At 66.3% G+C, this 16,570-nt stretch carries 17 protein-coding genes and 1 pseudogene; 7 read left to right on the top strand and 11 right to left on the bottom strand.

What is annotated here, in order from left to right; genetic code table 11:
• Positions 1-191: 191 nt before the first annotated feature.
• Positions 192-485 carry a hypothetical protein gene (locus BJ970_RS24645; RefSeq protein ID WP_184728400.1) on the bottom strand — a complete coding sequence of 98 codons (294 nt, stop codon included), beginning with the start codon at positions 483-485 and terminating at the stop codon, positions 192-194.
• 1,641 nt (positions 486-2,126) lie between these two features.
• Here BJ970_RS24645 and BJ970_RS24640 point away from each other — a divergent pair.
• Both BJ970_RS24640 and BJ970_RS24635 read left to right on the top strand, forming a co-directional pair.
• Entirely contained in the window at positions 2,127-2,990 is an 864-nt protein-coding gene (locus BJ970_RS24640; RefSeq protein WP_184728399.1) for a helix-turn-helix domain-containing protein, read from the top strand.
• A 22-nt stretch (positions 2,991-3,012) separates the two neighbouring features.
• Positions 3,013-3,228 (top strand): DUF397 domain-containing protein, encoded by a 216-nt coding sequence (locus BJ970_RS24635; protein WP_184728398.1) that lies wholly within the window; start codon positions 3,013-3,015, stop codon positions 3,226-3,228.
• Positions 3,229-3,575: 347 nt separating this feature from the next.
• Here BJ970_RS24635 and BJ970_RS24630 read toward each other — a convergent pair whose 3' ends face one another.
• From BJ970_RS24630 to BJ970_RS24610, 5 genes are read right to left on the bottom strand one after another with little or no spacing between them, the layout of a single operon-like run.
• Entirely contained in the window at positions 3,576-4,763 is a 1,188-nt protein-coding gene (locus tag BJ970_RS24630) for an amidohydrolase family protein (RefSeq protein WP_184728397.1), read from the bottom strand.
• Positions 4,760-5,884, bottom strand: a complete 1,125-nt coding sequence (locus BJ970_RS24625; protein ID WP_184728396.1) for an MAB_1171c family putative transporter — start codon at positions 5,882-5,884, stop codon at positions 4,760-4,762. Before BJ970_RS24625 ends, BJ970_RS24630 begins: the two co-directional genes overlap by 4 nt.
• A complete protein-coding gene (locus tag BJ970_RS24620) occupies positions 5,884-6,519 on the bottom strand; it encodes a hypothetical protein (RefSeq protein ID WP_184728395.1) in 636 nt (211 codons plus the stop codon). The genes BJ970_RS24625 and BJ970_RS24620 overlap by 1 nt, the downstream gene beginning before the upstream one ends.
• 13 nt (positions 6,520-6,532) lie before the next feature.
• Entirely contained in the window at positions 6,533-6,907 is a 375-nt protein-coding gene (locus BJ970_RS24615; protein WP_184728394.1) for a hypothetical protein, read from the bottom strand.
• Between the two features lie 25 nt (positions 6,908-6,932).
• On the bottom strand, positions 6,933-7,430 hold the full coding sequence (locus tag BJ970_RS24610; protein WP_184728393.1) for an XRE family transcriptional regulator: 498 nt from the start codon (positions 7,428-7,430) through the stop codon (positions 6,933-6,935).
• A gap of 811 nt (positions 7,431-8,241) precedes the next feature.
• Here BJ970_RS24610 and BJ970_RS24605 point away from each other — a divergent pair.
• Both BJ970_RS24605 and BJ970_RS24600 read left to right on the top strand, forming a co-directional pair.
• Positions 8,242-9,024: a CpaE/TadZ family protein gene (locus BJ970_RS24605; protein WP_184728392.1), complete on the top strand. Its 783-nt coding sequence runs from the start codon at positions 8,242-8,244 to the stop codon at positions 9,022-9,024.
• Positions 9,024-9,956, top strand: coding sequence for a GGDEF domain-containing protein (locus BJ970_RS24600; protein WP_246471804.1), 933 nt, complete (start codon positions 9,024-9,026; stop codon positions 9,954-9,956). The genes BJ970_RS24605 and BJ970_RS24600 overlap by 1 nt, the downstream gene beginning before the upstream one ends.
• Here the strand turns inward: BJ970_RS24600 and BJ970_RS24595 are convergent.
• Genes BJ970_RS24595 through istA form a run of 3 tightly spaced genes read right to left on the bottom strand, consistent with a single transcriptional unit; the run spans position 9,953 to position 12,727 of the window.
• Positions 9,953-10,201, bottom strand: a complete 249-nt coding sequence (locus BJ970_RS24595) for a hypothetical protein (RefSeq protein ID WP_184727211.1) — start codon at positions 10,199-10,201, stop codon at positions 9,953-9,955. The genes BJ970_RS24600 and BJ970_RS24595 overlap by 4 nt on opposite strands.
• A gap of 7 nt (positions 10,202-10,208) precedes the next feature.
• Positions 10,209-11,030 (bottom strand): IS21-like element helper ATPase IstB, encoded by an 822-nt coding sequence (gene istB, locus BJ970_RS24590; RefSeq protein WP_184727212.1) that lies wholly within the window; start codon positions 11,028-11,030, stop codon positions 10,209-10,211.
• The gene (istA, locus tag BJ970_RS24585) at positions 11,027-12,727 is read right to left on the bottom strand and encodes an IS21 family transposase (protein ID WP_184727213.1); all 1,701 of its coding nucleotides are present in this window, start codon (positions 12,725-12,727) and stop codon (positions 11,027-11,029) included. Before istA ends, istB begins: the two co-directional genes overlap by 4 nt.
• A 214-nt stretch (positions 12,728-12,941) precedes the next feature.
• Between istA and BJ970_RS24580 the strand changes: the two are divergent.
• Positions 12,942-13,274: pseudogene (locus BJ970_RS24580) on the top strand (winged helix-turn-helix transcriptional regulator); the annotation flags it as partial.
• Between the two features lie 271 nt (positions 13,275-13,545).
• On the opposite strand, the gene BJ970_RS24575 reads toward BJ970_RS24580, so the two are convergent.
• Together BJ970_RS24575 and BJ970_RS24570 are read right to left on the bottom strand one after the other, a co-directional pair.
• A complete protein-coding gene (locus tag BJ970_RS24575) occupies positions 13,546-13,806 on the bottom strand; it encodes a hypothetical protein (RefSeq protein ID WP_184728389.1) in 261 nt (86 codons plus the stop codon).
• Positions 13,807-13,903: 97 nt separating this feature from the next.
• The gene (locus tag BJ970_RS24570; protein WP_184728388.1) at positions 13,904-14,488 is read right to left on the bottom strand and encodes a prepilin peptidase; all 585 of its coding nucleotides are present in this window, start codon (positions 14,486-14,488) and stop codon (positions 13,904-13,906) included.
• A gap of 357 nt (positions 14,489-14,845) precedes the next feature.
• On the opposite strand from BJ970_RS24570, the gene BJ970_RS24565 reads away from it, so the two are divergent.
• Together BJ970_RS24565 and BJ970_RS24560 are read left to right on the top strand one after the other, a co-directional pair.
• The gene (locus BJ970_RS24565) at positions 14,846-15,439 is read left to right on the top strand and encodes a hypothetical protein (protein ID WP_312864391.1); all 594 of its coding nucleotides are present in this window, start codon (positions 14,846-14,848) and stop codon (positions 15,437-15,439) included.
• An 83-nt stretch (positions 15,440-15,522) separates the two neighbouring features.
• On the top strand, positions 15,523-16,449 hold the full coding sequence (locus BJ970_RS24560; protein WP_312864390.1) for a hypothetical protein: 927 nt from the start codon (positions 15,523-15,525) through the stop codon (positions 16,447-16,449).
• Positions 16,450-16,570: the final 121 nt, after the last annotated feature.

The raw sequence follows: 16,570 nt of genomic DNA, 5'->3' as shown, positions 1-16,570 counted from the left end.
GAGCAGGTACTCGGCGAGATCTGCGAGCAGCCCTCCGAGGTCGAGTCTTTCGGCGTCGATCGCTGCCATCGTCTGACTTCCGTCTCTCTTCTGCTCCGGTAGTGGTGTCGGCCGGTTCGGTGGGTACTGGGGGCACGCACCGAACCGGCCGAGGGCCCAATGTCGGTCGGGGGTCACGACATCGGACCTGGCTATTTGAGGTGGCCGCTGGAGTCCAGTACTTGGATGGCGACATTCGTCCTGTATGGACTGTCAGTTGAGGACACTGTTTCGCCATCGACGACATCGACTGCCGCGTCGGTGCCGAGCTGTGCATGGGATCGACCGACAAACTTGCGGCCGATCGCGATCAACTCCGTACCGAGCCAGTGACTATCGGTAGCGTCCAGGGTTCCGTTGATGAGAGGTAGCGCGCAGGCAGCAAGGGCCTGATTGATGCGAGCCACGCGCGCCAGGAACTCGCGATCCTCCCGAGCGACCATCATCCACCACCGCCCGTGGTCGTGGGGGAAGCCGCAACCGTCCAGCCCGCGGTACCCCGCGTACAGAACTGCTCGTTCGCACGCCGGACGGCGTCGATGAACTCCGACCATGGTGGCAAGGGCTGCCGGGGCCGCGGCGACTCGATCCACGCTTCGCTGTCGGTTCGGAGCGGAAGGGGCAGGTGAGAACTGCGGGGAACGGAGTGAACCTTCAGCCGGTGCAGTGTGGACGAGAGCTCAGGTCCTGCAGTGCTGGGCTGGGTAAGGAAGGTCCACGCTCGGCCGGCCAGTTCCCCGATGACCGGCACGGTCCACATAGCGAGCTGCAGTTCGGTGAATGTTCTCCGACCGAGTGGCTCTGGCATCGTGAGCGCATCGAACACTTCGCCCACGGCGAGGACGAGCGTGCGCTGTTCAACCTCCATGGTGACCGGCCACCCGAACTGTTCCTCGTAGTGAGTCCGAGCGTCGGCAAGGTCACGCAGCGACGGACGTTCCACCACTGAGTTGGTGGTCTGACTTGTCATCGTGATGGCCACGCTTGACCTCCAGTTCAGGCGGCTGTGTCTGGGCAACGCGGGAAGCGATCTCGTCAACCGACGGCCGGGTGATCAGTCCGAGCTCGACTCGCCGGCGTGGAAGGGGAACGCCTAATGGCTGTGGCGACGGAAATTCCGTGGACCTGGAATCAATCTCGATTCCGCCATCCTCAGAGCTGGCGAGTCGATCTAGGCTGAACAGCGCATCGCGCAGTGCCGAACGAAGGCGACCGACTTCCAACGGCGTCAGCACCCACGGGCCCGGCGAGGAGGATGTAAGCCTGATCCCCTCGCTGGCCAGATGGATGGTGAGCTGCGCTCGTCGCCCGTGTTGATCGCGACAACGCGCTGTCCAGAGGTCGGGGTTGCGCTGCCAACCCAAGCGAGCCAGGAGATTCAGCAGCGGGTTAGTGCGCGCATGCCTGGCCATCGTCGGTTCACCTCGATCTCGGTCTGTGGGCCGGCCCGCACGACCTCAGCGGCTGGACGCCTTGGTCGTGCGGACCGGCGGGTGCGGGCAGGTGGGCTCATCGCGGGGGTACGCGATGCGGACGTAGCCCACCTAGCGCTCGCCTCACACCGGGCTGGTCACGCGGCGGTCGAGAGCGCCGTCGACGCGGCAGCCGTTGCCGCACGCTCGCCGCGTAGGCCGAAACCCGGTCTGAGTGCCGGTCGTGCGGGGTGCCCGGTGGGCAAGTCCAGGTCGGGGGGTTTCTGGTCCTGCCCACCGGGCGGCCTGTGGGTGGCGCGGTACTGGCCTCCGCCCGGCGCGGGTAAACCGCGGCGGGCGGCGGCCGGTTGAACGCACTCCAGGCGACTCGTCGATCACCGCATGCCAGCGAGGCCGCTGCACCTCGGAGCCGGTGGCAAAGGTGGGCTGCTGGCGTTCTCGATCGCGCCTACCGGGACCTGGTAGGCGGTCGATCGGGCCTTGGCAGCCGCAGTAGCCTGGACTCAACATAGGATTCCTGTTCGATCAGTAGCAGTGGTAGAAAATCTAAACGTAGGAATCCTATATTTGAATACCCCGACTAGGTGATCTCGTGTGTGGGGTCGATGATCGATACTGATCGGCGATCCGCCCGACCCTCGGAGGCAGCGTCAGATGGCAACGACCCCAACCGTGCGCCGGTTGCTCCTATCCAACGAGCTCAAGCGCCTGCGCGAAGAAGCGGAAGTGGAGACGGACCAGGCGGCGAAGCACCTCGGCTGCAGGGTCAGCAAGATCAGTCGAATCGAACTGGCTCAGAACAACATCCAGGCCGGTGACGTCAAGCTGCTCACCGAGCTCTACGGCGCGACGCCGGAGCACACCGAGATCCTGCTCAACCTCGCGCGCGGGCAGAACCAACGTGGCCGGTGGGCTGGCCACCGCGCCGTCTACCCCGAATGGTTCCGGATGTTCGTGGATCTGGAACGCGACGCCGCGAGCATGCGGTCGGCTGAAGTCGAGATCATTCCAGGGTTGCTCCAGACGGAGAGCTACATCCGCGCACTACACGATGATGGGCAGCCAATCGGACCGGACGACGACGTGGAAAGCAGCGTCAAAGCTCGCAAGGAGCGGCAAGCAATCTTCACCAGGGACGATCCGCCCGAGGTGTCGTTCATCCTGTCCGAGTCCTGCCTGCGTCGCCTCGTCGGCGACACCGACGTGATGCGCGAGCAACTGCGCTACCTCGCCGACGTTGCACGCTTGCACAACGTGCAAATCCAGGTCCTGCCCTTCAACGCCAAGACCTATGCCGGAAGGATCGTCTACCGCTTCACCATGCTGAACATCCCGGCACCAGGCATCACTGCCCCGTTGGAGTTCGTCTACGTCGAGGCGCACGATGACGCTCGCTACCTCGACGACAAGGCCGCCGTGTCCTCCTACGCTAGCTTGTGGGGTCGGCTGCAGGCCGCCGCGCTGGGTCCGGTGGAGTCTCGCGACTTCATTTCGGAAGCGGCGGAGCAGCTGGGGTAGCAACATGGGAAGGACGATCCCGATGGGAAACAAGGTGCCCGATCACTCGGGCGCACGGTGGTTCAAGAGCAGCTACAGCGCAGGCAACGCGCAGTGCGTCGAGGCGGCCTTCGTGCCTGGTCACAGGCTGGTGCGCGACAGCAAGCTGGGTGAGAGCAGCCCGTTGCTGGAGTTCAGCGTCCGCAGCTGGCAGGCGCTTATCTTAGAGATTAAATCCGGGAAGCTCGACCTGGGTTAGCACGCCCAACAGCGAGTGGTGGGTCGCTCATGTTCATGAGCGACCCACCACTCGCTGTGAATCCCACTGCTCCGCGCCGCTTCCCTGTTGCAGATCACCGCGAGACGCACCACCGATCCAGTCTCACCGGTGGTCTCGCTGGGAGTCTCGGCCCGACAGTGCTTTTCTTTGTCCATGCTGTACCGGTGCTGGACGCCCTACCTATCCCCAGGGCAGCCCATCCGCGACTGATGATCCGGAATCACCTCTCTGGCGTCGCAGTCCGGCGACAGCGCAACTGAACCAGACCGACATACGTGCTGGACCAGTCGGAGGCTGCGGGCCGATTCGCCCAATGGGAGCAGACGTTACCGCCACTGGCCGTCCTGCATGACGGCCTGCACTCGACGCAGTGCGCCCAGATCTTCGCGTGGGTCGCCTTCGACGACGAGAATGTCGGCGGCCAGGTCCGGGGCGAGCGTTCCGGTAGTGGCGGCGAGTCCCAGTGCGCGGGCGGCGCCGGCGGTGGCGTAGTCGAGAACGATCTCGCGCGGTACTCCTGCCCACTCGTATGCCTCCAGTGCGGAGACGAGGTCGTTGCTCTGGGAGTTGGCGGTCCCTGCGCGGCTTCCGGGAACCTGCGGGACCCCGGCCTCGTAGAGCCAGCTCAGCTTGCCGTAGAACAGCGCGTGAGCGCGGTCAGCGCCCATCTGGGCGACGATGCGCCGCCAGTTCAGACTGGCGGTGATGCACACAGCGATGCCGCGCTCAGCCATCTCCCGGACGCACTTCTCGTCATAGTTGACCTCGTGGGGACCGGTGGTGAAGGTTGCGTGTTCGATCACGTCGACGCCGGCAGAGACGGAGTCCACGATCGCCTGCGTTCCGTGGGCGTGGGCGGTCACCGGGAGGCCCACGTCGTGGGCCGCGGCGACGATGGTCTCGATCTCCTCGTGGCTGAACTGCGACTCGTAGGGGGCAGGAGCATCGTCCGGGCTGAGGTGGCCTCCGGAGGCCATCAGGCTGATGAAGTCGACGCCGGCCTCGGCGCGCTCGGTGACCGCGCTTCGCAGGTCACCGCGGTCGACGGCACCGCCGAAGAAGCTCGCGTCGCCGCCGGGGATGGTGAGGGGAGCACCGGCCGTCAGCAGTCGCGGCAGGCGGCGGGTCGTGGCGTCGGCGTCGCGGAGTCGGGCGACCAGGCCGCGGCTGTCGCCGACGTCGCGCAGTGTGGTGATCCCGGCTCGTTGGGCGGCGGCGGCGCGGGTGTGCATGTCTTCCAGCAGCAGCTCGTCGTCGCGTTCGCGGAATCGGCGGATGATGTCTTGTTGGTCGGCTCCGGCGTCGAGGACCAGGTGCACGTGGCCGTCGACGAGTCCGGGCAGGATCGTTCCGCTGGGGAACCGTCGAACCTCGGCATCGGCGTGCTGAAGAAGTTCGTCGGTGGGCCCGACCGCGGCGATGGCGCCGTCGCGCACGAGCACGCCTCCGTCAACGATGGCCTGCCCAGCGGGGCCTGGCAGAACCCGGTCGGCGGTAAGAAGGGTGTCGGTCATCCTTGGTTCCCTTTCTGCGGGTCGGTGGGTACGTCGAGCTGGCGAGCCACGGCTCGGGACAGCCGGACCAACTGGCGTGCGTCGTTAGTCATCACGGAGGTGAGGGTTTCGGTGTCCTCGGGGCGCTGGTCGGCGACTATCGCCGGGTAGTACTCGCGGCTGAGGGCGGCGAGTTCGGTTGCTAGCCCGGTCTGTGGGGGCGCGCCTGCTAGGCGGGCTAGTCCGTCGGCGCATTCGGTAAGGCGACGGCGTGCCCGGAAGCTCCGCATGTCCGCGGACCCGATGCCGCGCTGCGCTGGAACGTTGAGTACCAGCTCGGGGTACAACGCTTGCACGGCGTGCCACAAGGGTGCTAGTTGCCGGTGGAGCCACCAGGCGCGCATCCACACCACGAGCGCCTGGATTCGGCCCAGCAGGACGGGCAGCAAGATGCCCGCCACTAGGCCGATAGCGCCGAGCGTGTCGGAGGCTGCGACGTAGCCGTGCGTGTCCGGCACGCGGAAACCCAGCAAGGATATCAACGCGGCGGCTGAGTCGATGGCGGTACTGAGCGCGAGGATCAGCGATCCCGCGGCGACGAGGACCAGTCCGATCTTGGTGATCAGGGTGGTGTGGCGCAGCCAGCGGATTGCCCAGATGCCGGTCTCACCGAACACCCAGGTCATGTACAACCGGCCCGTCAAAGCGAAGATCCCGGCTGGCGCGCTGATGTCGGGCGTGTTGTACATCTCCATCGGGTCGCCGATGGCATATGCCCACGCCGTACACGCACAGAACACTGCCGTGGCCACGGCTGCGACGGCGAGGGGACGCCGAAGGCGGCGTCGGATGGCGGCTGGATCCGTATAGCCCTCGATGTAGAGGCGGAACAGGACCAACCCGATGAGGCTAACCACGATCATGATGTTGGTGAACAGCACGATCAGCCGCGGATCGATGCTCTCCCACGGTCCGCCTGGTTTGGCGCCGCGCCGGATGATGCTGGAAACGAGGTTCGCGCCGACGACCAGTACCAACGCCCATGTTCCCGCGGTCACCGAGCGTCGGTACCAGCGGTAGAGCAGCCACGCAGCGAGCAGGGCCGCGATCAGCCCGACCCGCAGGATTCCGCCTGGTTCCATCAGATGTCCCCCAGGGTGAGTCGCAGCCGAGCGTCAGTGGGCGAGACCGGATAGACCGACCTGTCGGTCAGCCAGGACAGCATGATCGTGCCCATCGTCTCGGCCTCCCACTCGGCGATGTCGTCGTACAGGGACGCACCGGCCACCTGCTCCGGGTGAACCGACAGGGCTTCGCTGCTCGAGCCTTCTGCGGAGGCTCGAAGCTCATCGAGCAGGCCGGGCCTGGCTTGCTGGAGTTCGTCGCTGACGGCTGTGGCTCCGGCCGGGCCGGTCCCGAGCACCAGGTGAAGCATCGCCTCGGGCAGCATGTTCAGGTCCTCACGGACGTCAGCGACCGAGGGTTGGATCGTTTTCCTGGGATGCTGGGCGAGGATGTGCGCCAGCTCGTGCAACACGATGACCAGCTGATGGCTGGCAGTGGTGTTGCGCTGGTAAACCACGACTTCGCCGCTGTCGTCGGTGCCGGTGGCGCCGAAGGGCGCGTCCACCGGAAGGTCTGCCGGAACCAACGTGATCGGTCGCCCGTGTGCTCGGGCGACCGCTTGGACGAGCATCCGCAGCGGGACAGGCGGACGGACATCCAGCCGCGCAAGGATCTCGCGGCAGCGTTGGTGCATCGCGTCGTAGTTAGTCATGTCCCCCCAGTCACTATGAGTTGACAGACGACCCCAACAGTAACGCGGCGTAGAGGGCCAGGTAGTCCTGAGCGGAAACGGACCCGCACCGGCAGGGCCCGACCAGCTGCATATTTCGTTGTTGCAGTGCCGCGGTCAATACCAGGACCGCGTCCACGAGCGCGGTGGTCCGCGGGTCTGCAAAGTACTCCAGCGGCACTCGCAAGACCTGTGCCAGGGCACGCTGCTCCAAGTCGGACGCGAACACCGCGCCTGCGGCAACCCCTTCCAACCACTCAGCAGTGGCACCGAGCAGACCGAGTTGCCGCAAGCGAGCGGCGACGTCCTCGGCGCTCTCCGCTTGGTAGCGCAGCACGAAGGACAAGGTCTCCGCGAACGTCCGTGGCATACCGCCCGCCCTCTTCAGTCACTGGCTATCGGCCGCTGTTGTCGTCCCCGCGAGTTCCCTCCTCGCGGGAGGGCATCGTGTCAACCATCTGCAATAGCCACTTTTGGGTGGCGGGATCCAGGGAGGCCGCTCTGGTGGCGATCCCGTGCACCGTGGCGTTGCGCAGCAACGCCAGTTTGTGCAGCTGCTCGTGCATCTGCTGGGTCTTCTCGTCCTCGGTCAACAAGTAACCGGGATCCACGTCGAAGAAGCGGGCGATGGCGCGCAACTGCTGGGCGCCGGGGTTCATGCGCTCCGCGCGCCGGAGGTAGCGCAGGTAGTTCGCCGAGATCGTGGGCCCCTGGTCCTTGGTCTTCATGAGGTGGTCCTCGACCTCGTTGTTGCTGTAGGGGCCCCGGTCCGGCGGATGCACCGCCTCGAACAATTTATTGATCTTCTCGGCAAGCCGCTGCGCGGCCTGCCGCTCGTAGTCGTAGTCCTCACTCATCTCCACCCCCGCCACTGGTGTGCGTTTGATCAGCATGACCTGCGCATACTCGTGTTGACAACGGCCAAACGGACGAGCACTATTCACTAGTGTGCGCCAATGGTAACGCCGGAGACGCACATCAGTTAGCACAAACAGCGCCGAACGTGCGGGCGCCGCAGCCACTCAGAGGAGTTGGCCGTGCTCCGCGAGGAGGGCATGTCGGGGCGGGGCCGTGCGGCCGTCGCCTGGCGTTACGGCCGGCGAGGGCCGGTCGCTTGGGACATGGCTGTAGGGCCAGTCCTCGCCACACTGGGGAGCCGATCCAGCTTCACACGGAGGTGCTGATGAACCATTCCCGCACCGAATTACTGCACTGACCTGAGTGCCCTACAGCCTCGGCCAGTAAGGACAGCGACAAATCCCAAACAGGCAGTCCGCGGCAGAATCGGCAATCCCTCTCCGTCTCGCTCCGCCCGCGGCTTCCCGTGATGTTGCAGCTCATCATCGTGCGCCGTCTCGCGCCTCGGACCAGTGCACGTCCGAGACCGTCGATCAACGCGCTTCATAACTGGCCCCACCGGCGGGGCCGGGAAAGGAGACAAATTCGTGGCCACTTCAGGAACAAACACTTTGGGACGCAAAGGATTCCGCGAGGCCGCGACTTTGCAGCTCTCGCAGACCATCACCGGCCGCCGCAGGCTGCGGCCCGCCTCGCCAGTACCACATAGAACTGATTTCTCAGCACGCAAACCGACCACTGTGGACTTCTACGGCAACTACAACGACTTCCTCGTTCCGCGACACCACCACCCCGGAGACGACAATGGCGCTCATCACGATGCTTTCAGCGAAAGGCTCCCCCGGAGTGACCACCGCGATCGCCGGACTGGCCAGCACCTGGCCGAGCCCGGTGCTGGTTGTCGACGCCGACCCCTCTGGGGGAGATCTGGTGCCGGGTTGGCTCGGTTCCTGGTCAGCAAACGGCTGGATCCAGCCCGATAAGGGTGTCGTCAGCTTCGCACGGGCTACCCGCCAACTCGTCTCGGTACCTTCCGAAGGATTCGCCGGACACGTGCAGCCCGTTCCCGGGATCGGCCATGCCCGGCTCCTCGCCGGGGTCACGAGCCGGGCTCAGGCTGCGGCCATCGGCGACGACGGGTGGCACCGCATCGCCTCCGCCGCCCGAGATCTCACCCGCGACGACGGACCCGACGTGCTCATCGATGCTGGCCGGTGGGTGCCCGGCACACCCTGGCCCTTGATCACTGAAGCCGACCTGGTGCTGCTGACCGTGCGCCCCAGCCTGCGGCACGTTCAAGCCGCGCTGCCCATAGCCCGAACGCTGCACGAAACCGTCCCACCTGACCGCTTGGGGTTAGCGGTGTGCGCCACCGCCCACCGCTCGGCACATTTCGTCGCTCGCGTCCTGGGATCACCGCTGGTCTTGGAGCTCCCCGACGAACCCGACGGGGCACGGGTATTCAGCGAGGGCGCGCGACGCCACCACGACCCAGAGCAATGCCAGCTGCACCAGGCCACACACAAGGCTGCTCGCCGATTCCACACGTGGCTCAGCCCTCACGCACGACACAACTCCCCGGACCGTGGACCGCTTTCCATACTTCGCTCCCAAGGAGGTGCTGCGTGATGATTCGCCCACCCACTGCGCCAACCACGGTCGACAAGCTCACCGGTCTGCCCGACCGCTGGGCATGGGAAACCCACGCCGCCCACCTGCTGAACAATGCGCGGAACACCGGTGACCACGTGGCCCTGCTCCTTGTTGACCTCGATCACTTCAAAGCGATCAACGACACCTGGGGGCACCTCGCCGGCGACGCGGTCCTCGCTGGCGTCGCCCGTGTGCTACGCACTGTCGTTTCCTTTGGGAACGGCGTCATCGGCCGTTACGGCGGCGACGAGTTCCTGGTGATGCTCGCCCATGGCGATATCCAGCGCCCGATTCAGGTTGCGGAAAGCCTCCTCCGGCACATCGCCGATCTCGCAGTCACGGTGACCGCCACCTCCGGAAACCAGGTGCTGCTGACCGACATCTCCGCCTCCATCGGCCTCACCACGACACCACCGGACAAACTCGGGTGCATCGGGCGGTTGGTCTTGGCCGCGGACGCCGCTTTGCTGCATGCCAAGCAGAACGGGCGAAATCAGGTCCGCGCAGGCGACGAAAGGCTCGCCATCGCTCAGCAGTCCGTCCCGCAGGCACAGCTGATCCAGCAGCACTTCCCGGAGAGCCCGGTGCAAGCACTCGACCACAATGCCTGTCTGCAACATCTACGGAACTTCTTCCACATGGTCGCATGTTTTTGCCGGTGTTTTCTGGACCCGTTGGTCCGGGTTGTTCAGGCTCCGGTGCCGGGTGTGTCCGGCGGGCTGGGCCGCCGGGGGCTGACGGTGTCCGGCGAGTTTTGGCCCCGCCCCTGGATGGGTGAAACTTCGCGGGTGCCGAGTGGTGTGCGCTCCGGTGAACGGGGTGGAGAGCTAGCGTTCTGCTCGCCGGGTGTTCATGGCTCCGCCTCCGACAAGGCTGGATCCGTGAGCAGTCGGCCCTTTTTCGTTTAGGGCCTTGGCTGAGCGGCGGCGGTGAGGGCCAGCTGGTCGAGGAACGCGGGCAGCCCGGCGATGGCGTGATCTCCGCGGGCGATGAGGAACACGCGCAGCTCGTGGTGCACCGCGGGGCTGGCGGTGCCGAGGAAGTCCGCGCAGACGCCGAGGAGCTCGAGCAGGTGCGACCGGCTCGGCCCCTCGGCCGGGTCAGCGACGGACAGGTCGTCGGGTGGTTCGTCGCCGATCCAGAGTTGCGGCATCAGCGGGTCAGCCGCGCGGGCGTTGCTGGGTGGCGCGCAGCCGGTAGGACTCGGCGCCGGTCTCGATGATGTTGCCGTTGAAGGTGAGCCGATCGACGATCGCGGAGCAGAGCCGTTTGTCGGTGAAGGTCTGGTCCCATTCGGAGAACGGGGCGTTGGAGGCGATGGCGATCGCGCTGCGTTCCTCTCGGTCGGTGAAGACCTGGAACAGCAGCTTCGCGCCGGCCTTGTCCAGGTCGAGGTAGCCGAATTCGTCCAAGCAGAGCAGGTCGACCTTGCTGTAGCGGTTGAGCACGCGGGTCAGCTGCCGGTCGTCGGCGGCCTCGGCGAGCTCGTTGACCAGGTTCGCTGTCGTGGTGTAGCGGACTTTCAGCCCGGATTCGGCGATCGCGGTGCCGATGCCGATCAGCAGATGCGACTTGCCGGTGCCGGACTGGCCGATCAGGCAGAGCGGCTGCCCGGCGTTGACCCAGCCTGGGGTGGTGAGGGTGTTGATGACCTCGGGAACGACGTTCGGGTTGGCGGCGAAGTCGAAGTCGTCGAGCCGCTTCGAGCGGGGGAAGTTCGCCTCGCGGACGCGGCGGATCTTGCGGCGTTCGTCGCGGTGCTCGCATTCGGCGTCGAGCAGGGTGAGCAGGAACGCCTTGTAGGACGCCTGTTCCCGCAATGCCGCGGCGGCGAGTTCCTCGAACCGGGAGCCGATGGTGGGCAACCGCAGCGTGCGGCAGGCCTGGTCGATCAGGGCGTCCATGCTGTCGACGCCGGGCGCGACGGCCGGAACGGTCGCCGCGGTGGCAGAGGTGGTGGGCGCGGGCAGGGTGGCGGTCATGCGGAGGTGCCTTTCGTGCGGCGAAGCAGCTGGTCGTAGATCGCCACCGAGGGCAGCGGGGTCGAGGTCGCGGGCAGTTCCCGGCGCGAACGCAGGGAGATCACCGGTGCAGCGGTGCTCACCGGCGTGGGTGGGGCGTGCTCGCGGGGATCAGGGGTGTCGTCGATGATCTTCGGGATCACCGTGGTGTCGATGCCGAGGTCGGACAGGTCGGCATCGTCGAGCAGCGGCTGGTCGCGGGCGGTGCTGGCGGCGGCCTTGCGGGCTTCGATCGCGACCAGCTCCGGGCTGGTCGACCCGGCGTCCAGCGCGGTGGTGATGCCGGTGATCACCGCCTCGGCGGGCAGGCGGCGGTGCAGCAGCAGGACCTCGATCAGCGCACGGGTCCCGTCGCCGTTGCCGTGCGCGGCGCGAGCGGCCGACCAGAACGCCTCGTGCGCCGAGGTGAAGGTGCCCTCGGCGCGGGCGGTGGCCAGCGCGGTGGACCCCGCCAGCGCGCCGGGCTTGCCGAGCAGGATCTCCAGGTAGTGATCCAGCTCGTCATGCGACTCGCCGCGGCGGGTGAGCCGGACGTGCCGGGCGATGATCGTGGTGCGGTCGAACACCAGCACCTCGTTGGCGCGCAACGAGACTCGCACTTTCCGGCCGATGAACCGCGCCGGCACCGAGTACTGCGACTGCCGCACGGTGATCCGCGAATCCCGGCCGACCTTCGGGGTCAGCGTGCTGCCGGTGTCGAACTCCTCGAACGGGACCGGCGCGAGCAGCTCGGCCTCGTGGGCGAAGTTGAACCCGATGCTGACCCGTTGTCCGTGCAGGATCCGCTCGTCCTCGGCCAGGTCGATCGCGGCGATCTTCTCATTCAGCTCGGTCAGGCTGGCGACCTCCGGGACCGGGACCAGATGCGTGCGGCGGAACCGGCCGCCTTCCTGCTCGACGCCGCCTTTTTCGTGCGCGCCGTCTTTGCCCGGGATGCAGTAGAAGGCATCGAAACCGAAGTGTGAACGGAATTTGACCCAGTTCTGGGACTCGACGCGAGAGCGGCCGAAGCAGACCCGCTGGACCGCGGGTCGCAGGTTGTCGTAGCGGATGTGGCGGGTCGGGATCCCGCCCAGCGCCCGGAACGCCTCGACGTGGCCTTCCATGAACGCCTCCTGCCCTTCGGACAGGAACACGCGGTGCACCGCGCGACCGCTGAAACTGAGCCGCAGCGTGAACAGGTGACACTTCAGCACCGTGCCCGCGACGCGGACCCACACGTCGGCGAAGTCGACCTCGGCTTCCTCGCCGGGCTGATGCTGCTGGGGCACCATGCCCTGCAGGTGCCGCTGTTCCTCGCGCAGCTCGGCCACCAGCTCCGGCCGCCGCCGGGCGACGTACTCGTAGACCACGGTCCGGCCCGCTGCGGTGAACCCATGCTCTGTGATCAGCCGCTGGTAGATCCGCGCGGTCGTGTGCTTCTGCTTGCGCGGCGCCGACAGATCCGCGCGCAGCATCTCGTCGATCAACCCATAAGCCGGCTCCAGCACCGAGCGGCGCGGCGGCGGCTTCTTCCGTTCCTTGGGCACCGCAGACTCCAGCGCTTCCCGCACCGTCCGGCGGTGCACCCCATACCGCTCGGCCAACGCCCGGACCGACAGGTCCGGCTCCAACCGCCGATCACGGCGTATGCGTGCGAACAACTCAACGCGCGACAACGACAACTCCGGCCTCCGACACGACCGCTTGGATTCAAGGCGCACATCGTTGCCCGTACCAACGGGGGAAGACCGGTCCTTCACACCATCGTGGGCGTGTCCACATCGGACACGGTGGGGCCAAAACCCACCGGACGAACTCAGCCGGGGCCAGAACTCACCGGACAACCGGGGCCGGAACTACCCGGCATAAACAGTCGCAAGTGGACACTGGAACATAGATGTGCTGCTGGCACTGTCGACCGGCCCTCGCCGCTACACCGAACTACTTGAGACCATCCGTACCTCTTCTGCAGTCGACGCCTGGACAGGACGAAAACGTCACATCCACGACAGCATCCTGCATCGCACCCTGCGACGCCTCGAACGCGACGGGCTCATACACCGCACCGAAGAATCCGGCGTCTGGCCCCGCTCCGTCTCCTACGAACTCACACCAGCCGCCCACAAACTCCTCCAAGCAGCCATGCCCGGCGTGCTGTGGAGCCACCAACACCAAGAACTCATCACACAAGCACAGCAGCGCGCCCTGACACGCGCCGGATAGGCCGCCGGGACGAAGGGGGCGGACAACAGGTCCAGCAGCCGACTCGAGCAGCCCGCCCCCGAACGAGTCGGCTGCCCCGAGGCTGTGGGAGGTCGATCCCGCCCCAGGTCGGCCTCCCACAGCCGCCTTCTCGTAAACGGCATCTGCCACCGGGGACTGCGTCCCGCAGCCGACCCGTCGTCACCGCCCGCGAATGGGGCGGCTGCCCACCGGCCGCGGGGAGGTCGAGTGCCCCACCTCCCCTCGACCTCCCCCTGGTGACTAGCAGTGGCTATTTCCGGGTGTGCCAGGGACGGTCGCGATGTTGCATGCGCTCGAGGAGCCCCTCGTAGTAGCTGTCCTCGCGGGTGGCCCCGTAGCCGTGCTGGGAAACGACGCGGTTGGACAACAACGCCCACCCTGCGCTTGCTGCCTGACGGACACCCTCGTCATCCCCGTGGCCTTGGGCGACATCGGAGAGCAGGGCGAGGAGCGCCTCCGTCTCGTCGCCGCTGAGAAGCGCGTCCGAGTCCAACGGTCTCTTGCTTGCCATGTCCTCTCCCTTCCTGCCACATCCCACGACAGCCTCATCGTCACCGCTGATCGGGTCGGCTCGCTCACCGGTGAGCCGATGCAAGCTCGACAGATGATCAATCGAACGGGATCAGCAGCGCAGTGAAGGCCCCCGCGATCAGGGCCGGGCCGAATGGGATAGGGGTGTGTCGAGACGCTCGCCGCAGCGCGATCAGGACTGCACCGACGAGGGCGCCGTAGAACAGGCCGAGGATGGCTCCTGCGGCCAGGATTGTCCATCCCCGCCAGGCCAGCGCCAGTCCCAGCAGTCCTGCGAGCAGCACGTCGGCCGCGCCCATCGAACCAGTGGCAACCAACGCAATGACCAGGTAGAAGACGAACAGACTGGCCATACCCAGCAGCGAGCGCACCATAGCCGCTGCGTCGTGGTCGATCACCGCCGCAAGCGCGAACAGCAACGCCAACGCGGGGTAAGCGGGCAACAGCAGCTTGGTCGGCATGCGCTGTTCCACGAGATCGATGGCGGCCAGCGGCACGCACACGGCGGCCAAGGCGCTGTAGGCGAGCAGTTCGACGTGAAGGCCCAGGCGCCAGGCGAGTAGTCCAAAAAGGACAGCCATCGCGGGCACGAAGACCGTGGTCGCAACCAGCGGATGCCCCTCTACTCGGACTGCGAGCAGTCGACGGATTGGCCCGCTCATCACAGCACCAACGGCACCGCCGAGCAGACTCCACGCTGCGATCACCCACCACTCATTCACGGTTGCGACCCCGTCGCGCATCTAACTGTCGCCGTACGGGAAAACTACAGGGGGTATCGATCACGGCACCTCCCGCGGTGATGATGCGGCCGTTGGAGTGCCCTCCAGTCTTACCTGCCAGTGTCTTTTGCCCCGCAATCACTAGCCCATTCGGGTGATCTTTGCCCAAATAGCCCATACGCACCTCAAGAGGCGTTCATGCGCACCTTGAAGTCGGCAATGGGGAACGGTGTAGACCTGAAACCCAGATCGCCTACCAGCGAAAATGATCTCCTCTCCTGATCTGGGGGTGAAGTCGTGATCAAGGGCAAAGTCCCTACGCCCGTCGGCGTCCAAGCAGTCGGGGCAGCGACAGCGGCGTTCTTCGTTCTGGCTCTGACAGGCTGCAGTTCGGGCGGTTCTTCGGGCCCGGATTCGCCAACGCTCGACTCGCCAGCGCCAACCATCGAAGCGCCACCATCGTCGACCTCACCAGCCGATGCAGCGCGAGAACAAGCAGTCGCTGCCTATCTGGGAATGTGGCGAAATTTCGCCAATGCCGCCACCACGTCGGATTGGCAGTCTCCCCAGCTGGCGCAGAACGCGACCGGAAACGCACTCTCCACGCTCTCTCGCGGGCTGTACGCCGACCACTACAACGGGCTTGTGTCTCGCGGACAGCCTGTTCTCAATCCTCAAGTGTCCTCAACGGACCCTGCGAGCGCGCCAACCAAGGTCGTGATCTCGGACTGCGGCGACTCCACGAACTGGACGAGAGTCCGCGCCGACAACGGGCAACCGGCCAACGACGGCCCCAGCGGCAGACGACAGATCAACGCGATCGTGAAAAAGGCCGTGGACGGCTCGTGGAAGGTGACGGAATTCGGCGTTTTGGCGGTCGGGACATGTTAAGGCGATTGATCACCACTGCCGGAGGCGTTGTCCTTCTCGCCTTCGCGAGCACCGTGCCGGCCGTCGCAGATCCTTGGGGCAGCGTGGATTGCAGCCAAAACCCCAACCCCACATGCGACCTGGGCGCGGGCCAAGGCGGAACCAACCCTGGCGGCGGCAACCCGGGCCGCCCACAGGATAGTGGCCAGCACTCCGGCGGTGATGGTTCGGCTGAGGGCGGCGAGGACGGCGGCGGCGATGCCATCGTCGGCGGCGATAACCCTGGGTCCCATTGCTCGTACGTTCGTAGTGATTACCGGCCTCCGGTCGACGGGGTGGCCACGGTCGCCTACCGGCCGCCGCAGGAGTCGGGCGCGATCACGGTTCAGCCTGCGGTGTTCCTGCGCAAGCCTGCTCGGCCGACGGTGTTGACGCAGGCTCCGGCGCCGTCGGGTGCGTGGTACGTCTATCGATGCGACAAACCGGGTTTCGCGGACGCCTTGTACCGGCCGCCGGTGTGGATCCCCGATGGGCAGCCCGGCGCGCCCTTGCCATCACCGGCGGAGTTGGCGGAGCAGGCTCGCAATCAGCTCCGACTGCCGTCGCCGCGGATCGAGGCCAATCCGGCGGGGGATCAGCTGGTGCACCTGCCGACCTGGTTGTGGCTGAATCAGGCCAGTTGGGGTCAGCGGTCGGCGACCGCGTCGGTTCCCGGGGTCTCGGTGACAGCGGTCGCGACGCCGACGTCGGTGTCGTGGTCGATGGGCGACGGCCGGACGGTGACCTGCACAGGCCCGGGAACCCCGTTCTCTACGGGCAGCGACCCGAAAGCAGCCTCCCCGGATTGCGGCCACATCTACCGCACTTCGTCAGCAGGCCAGCCAAATCAGGCGTTCCCGGTGATCGCCACGGTGCACTGGACGATCACCTGGTCCGGCGCCGGTCAGTCCGGTGTCTTCCCGGACATGACCACCAGCTCGACAGCGGCGTTCCGGGTCGCCGAGTCCCAGGCACTGGGCACCGGCGGCTGAACCACGGGTATTCGCCTCGGACTCGGAGCCGAGGTCGAACCCACAACACACACGCAGTCAGTCTTGTCCGCTCGTTGATCAACTCCAGCGACGCGGCGTAGGACCCCTATGTCTGGAGGCA

It is taken from the genome of Saccharopolyspora phatthalungensis (assembly GCF_014203395.1).
GTDB lineage: Bacteria > Actinomycetota > Actinomycetes > Mycobacteriales > Pseudonocardiaceae > Saccharopolyspora > Saccharopolyspora phatthalungensis.
The sequence above is the reverse complement of the archived record's forward strand: the minus strand, read 5'-3'. Positions and strand labels throughout refer to the sequence as shown.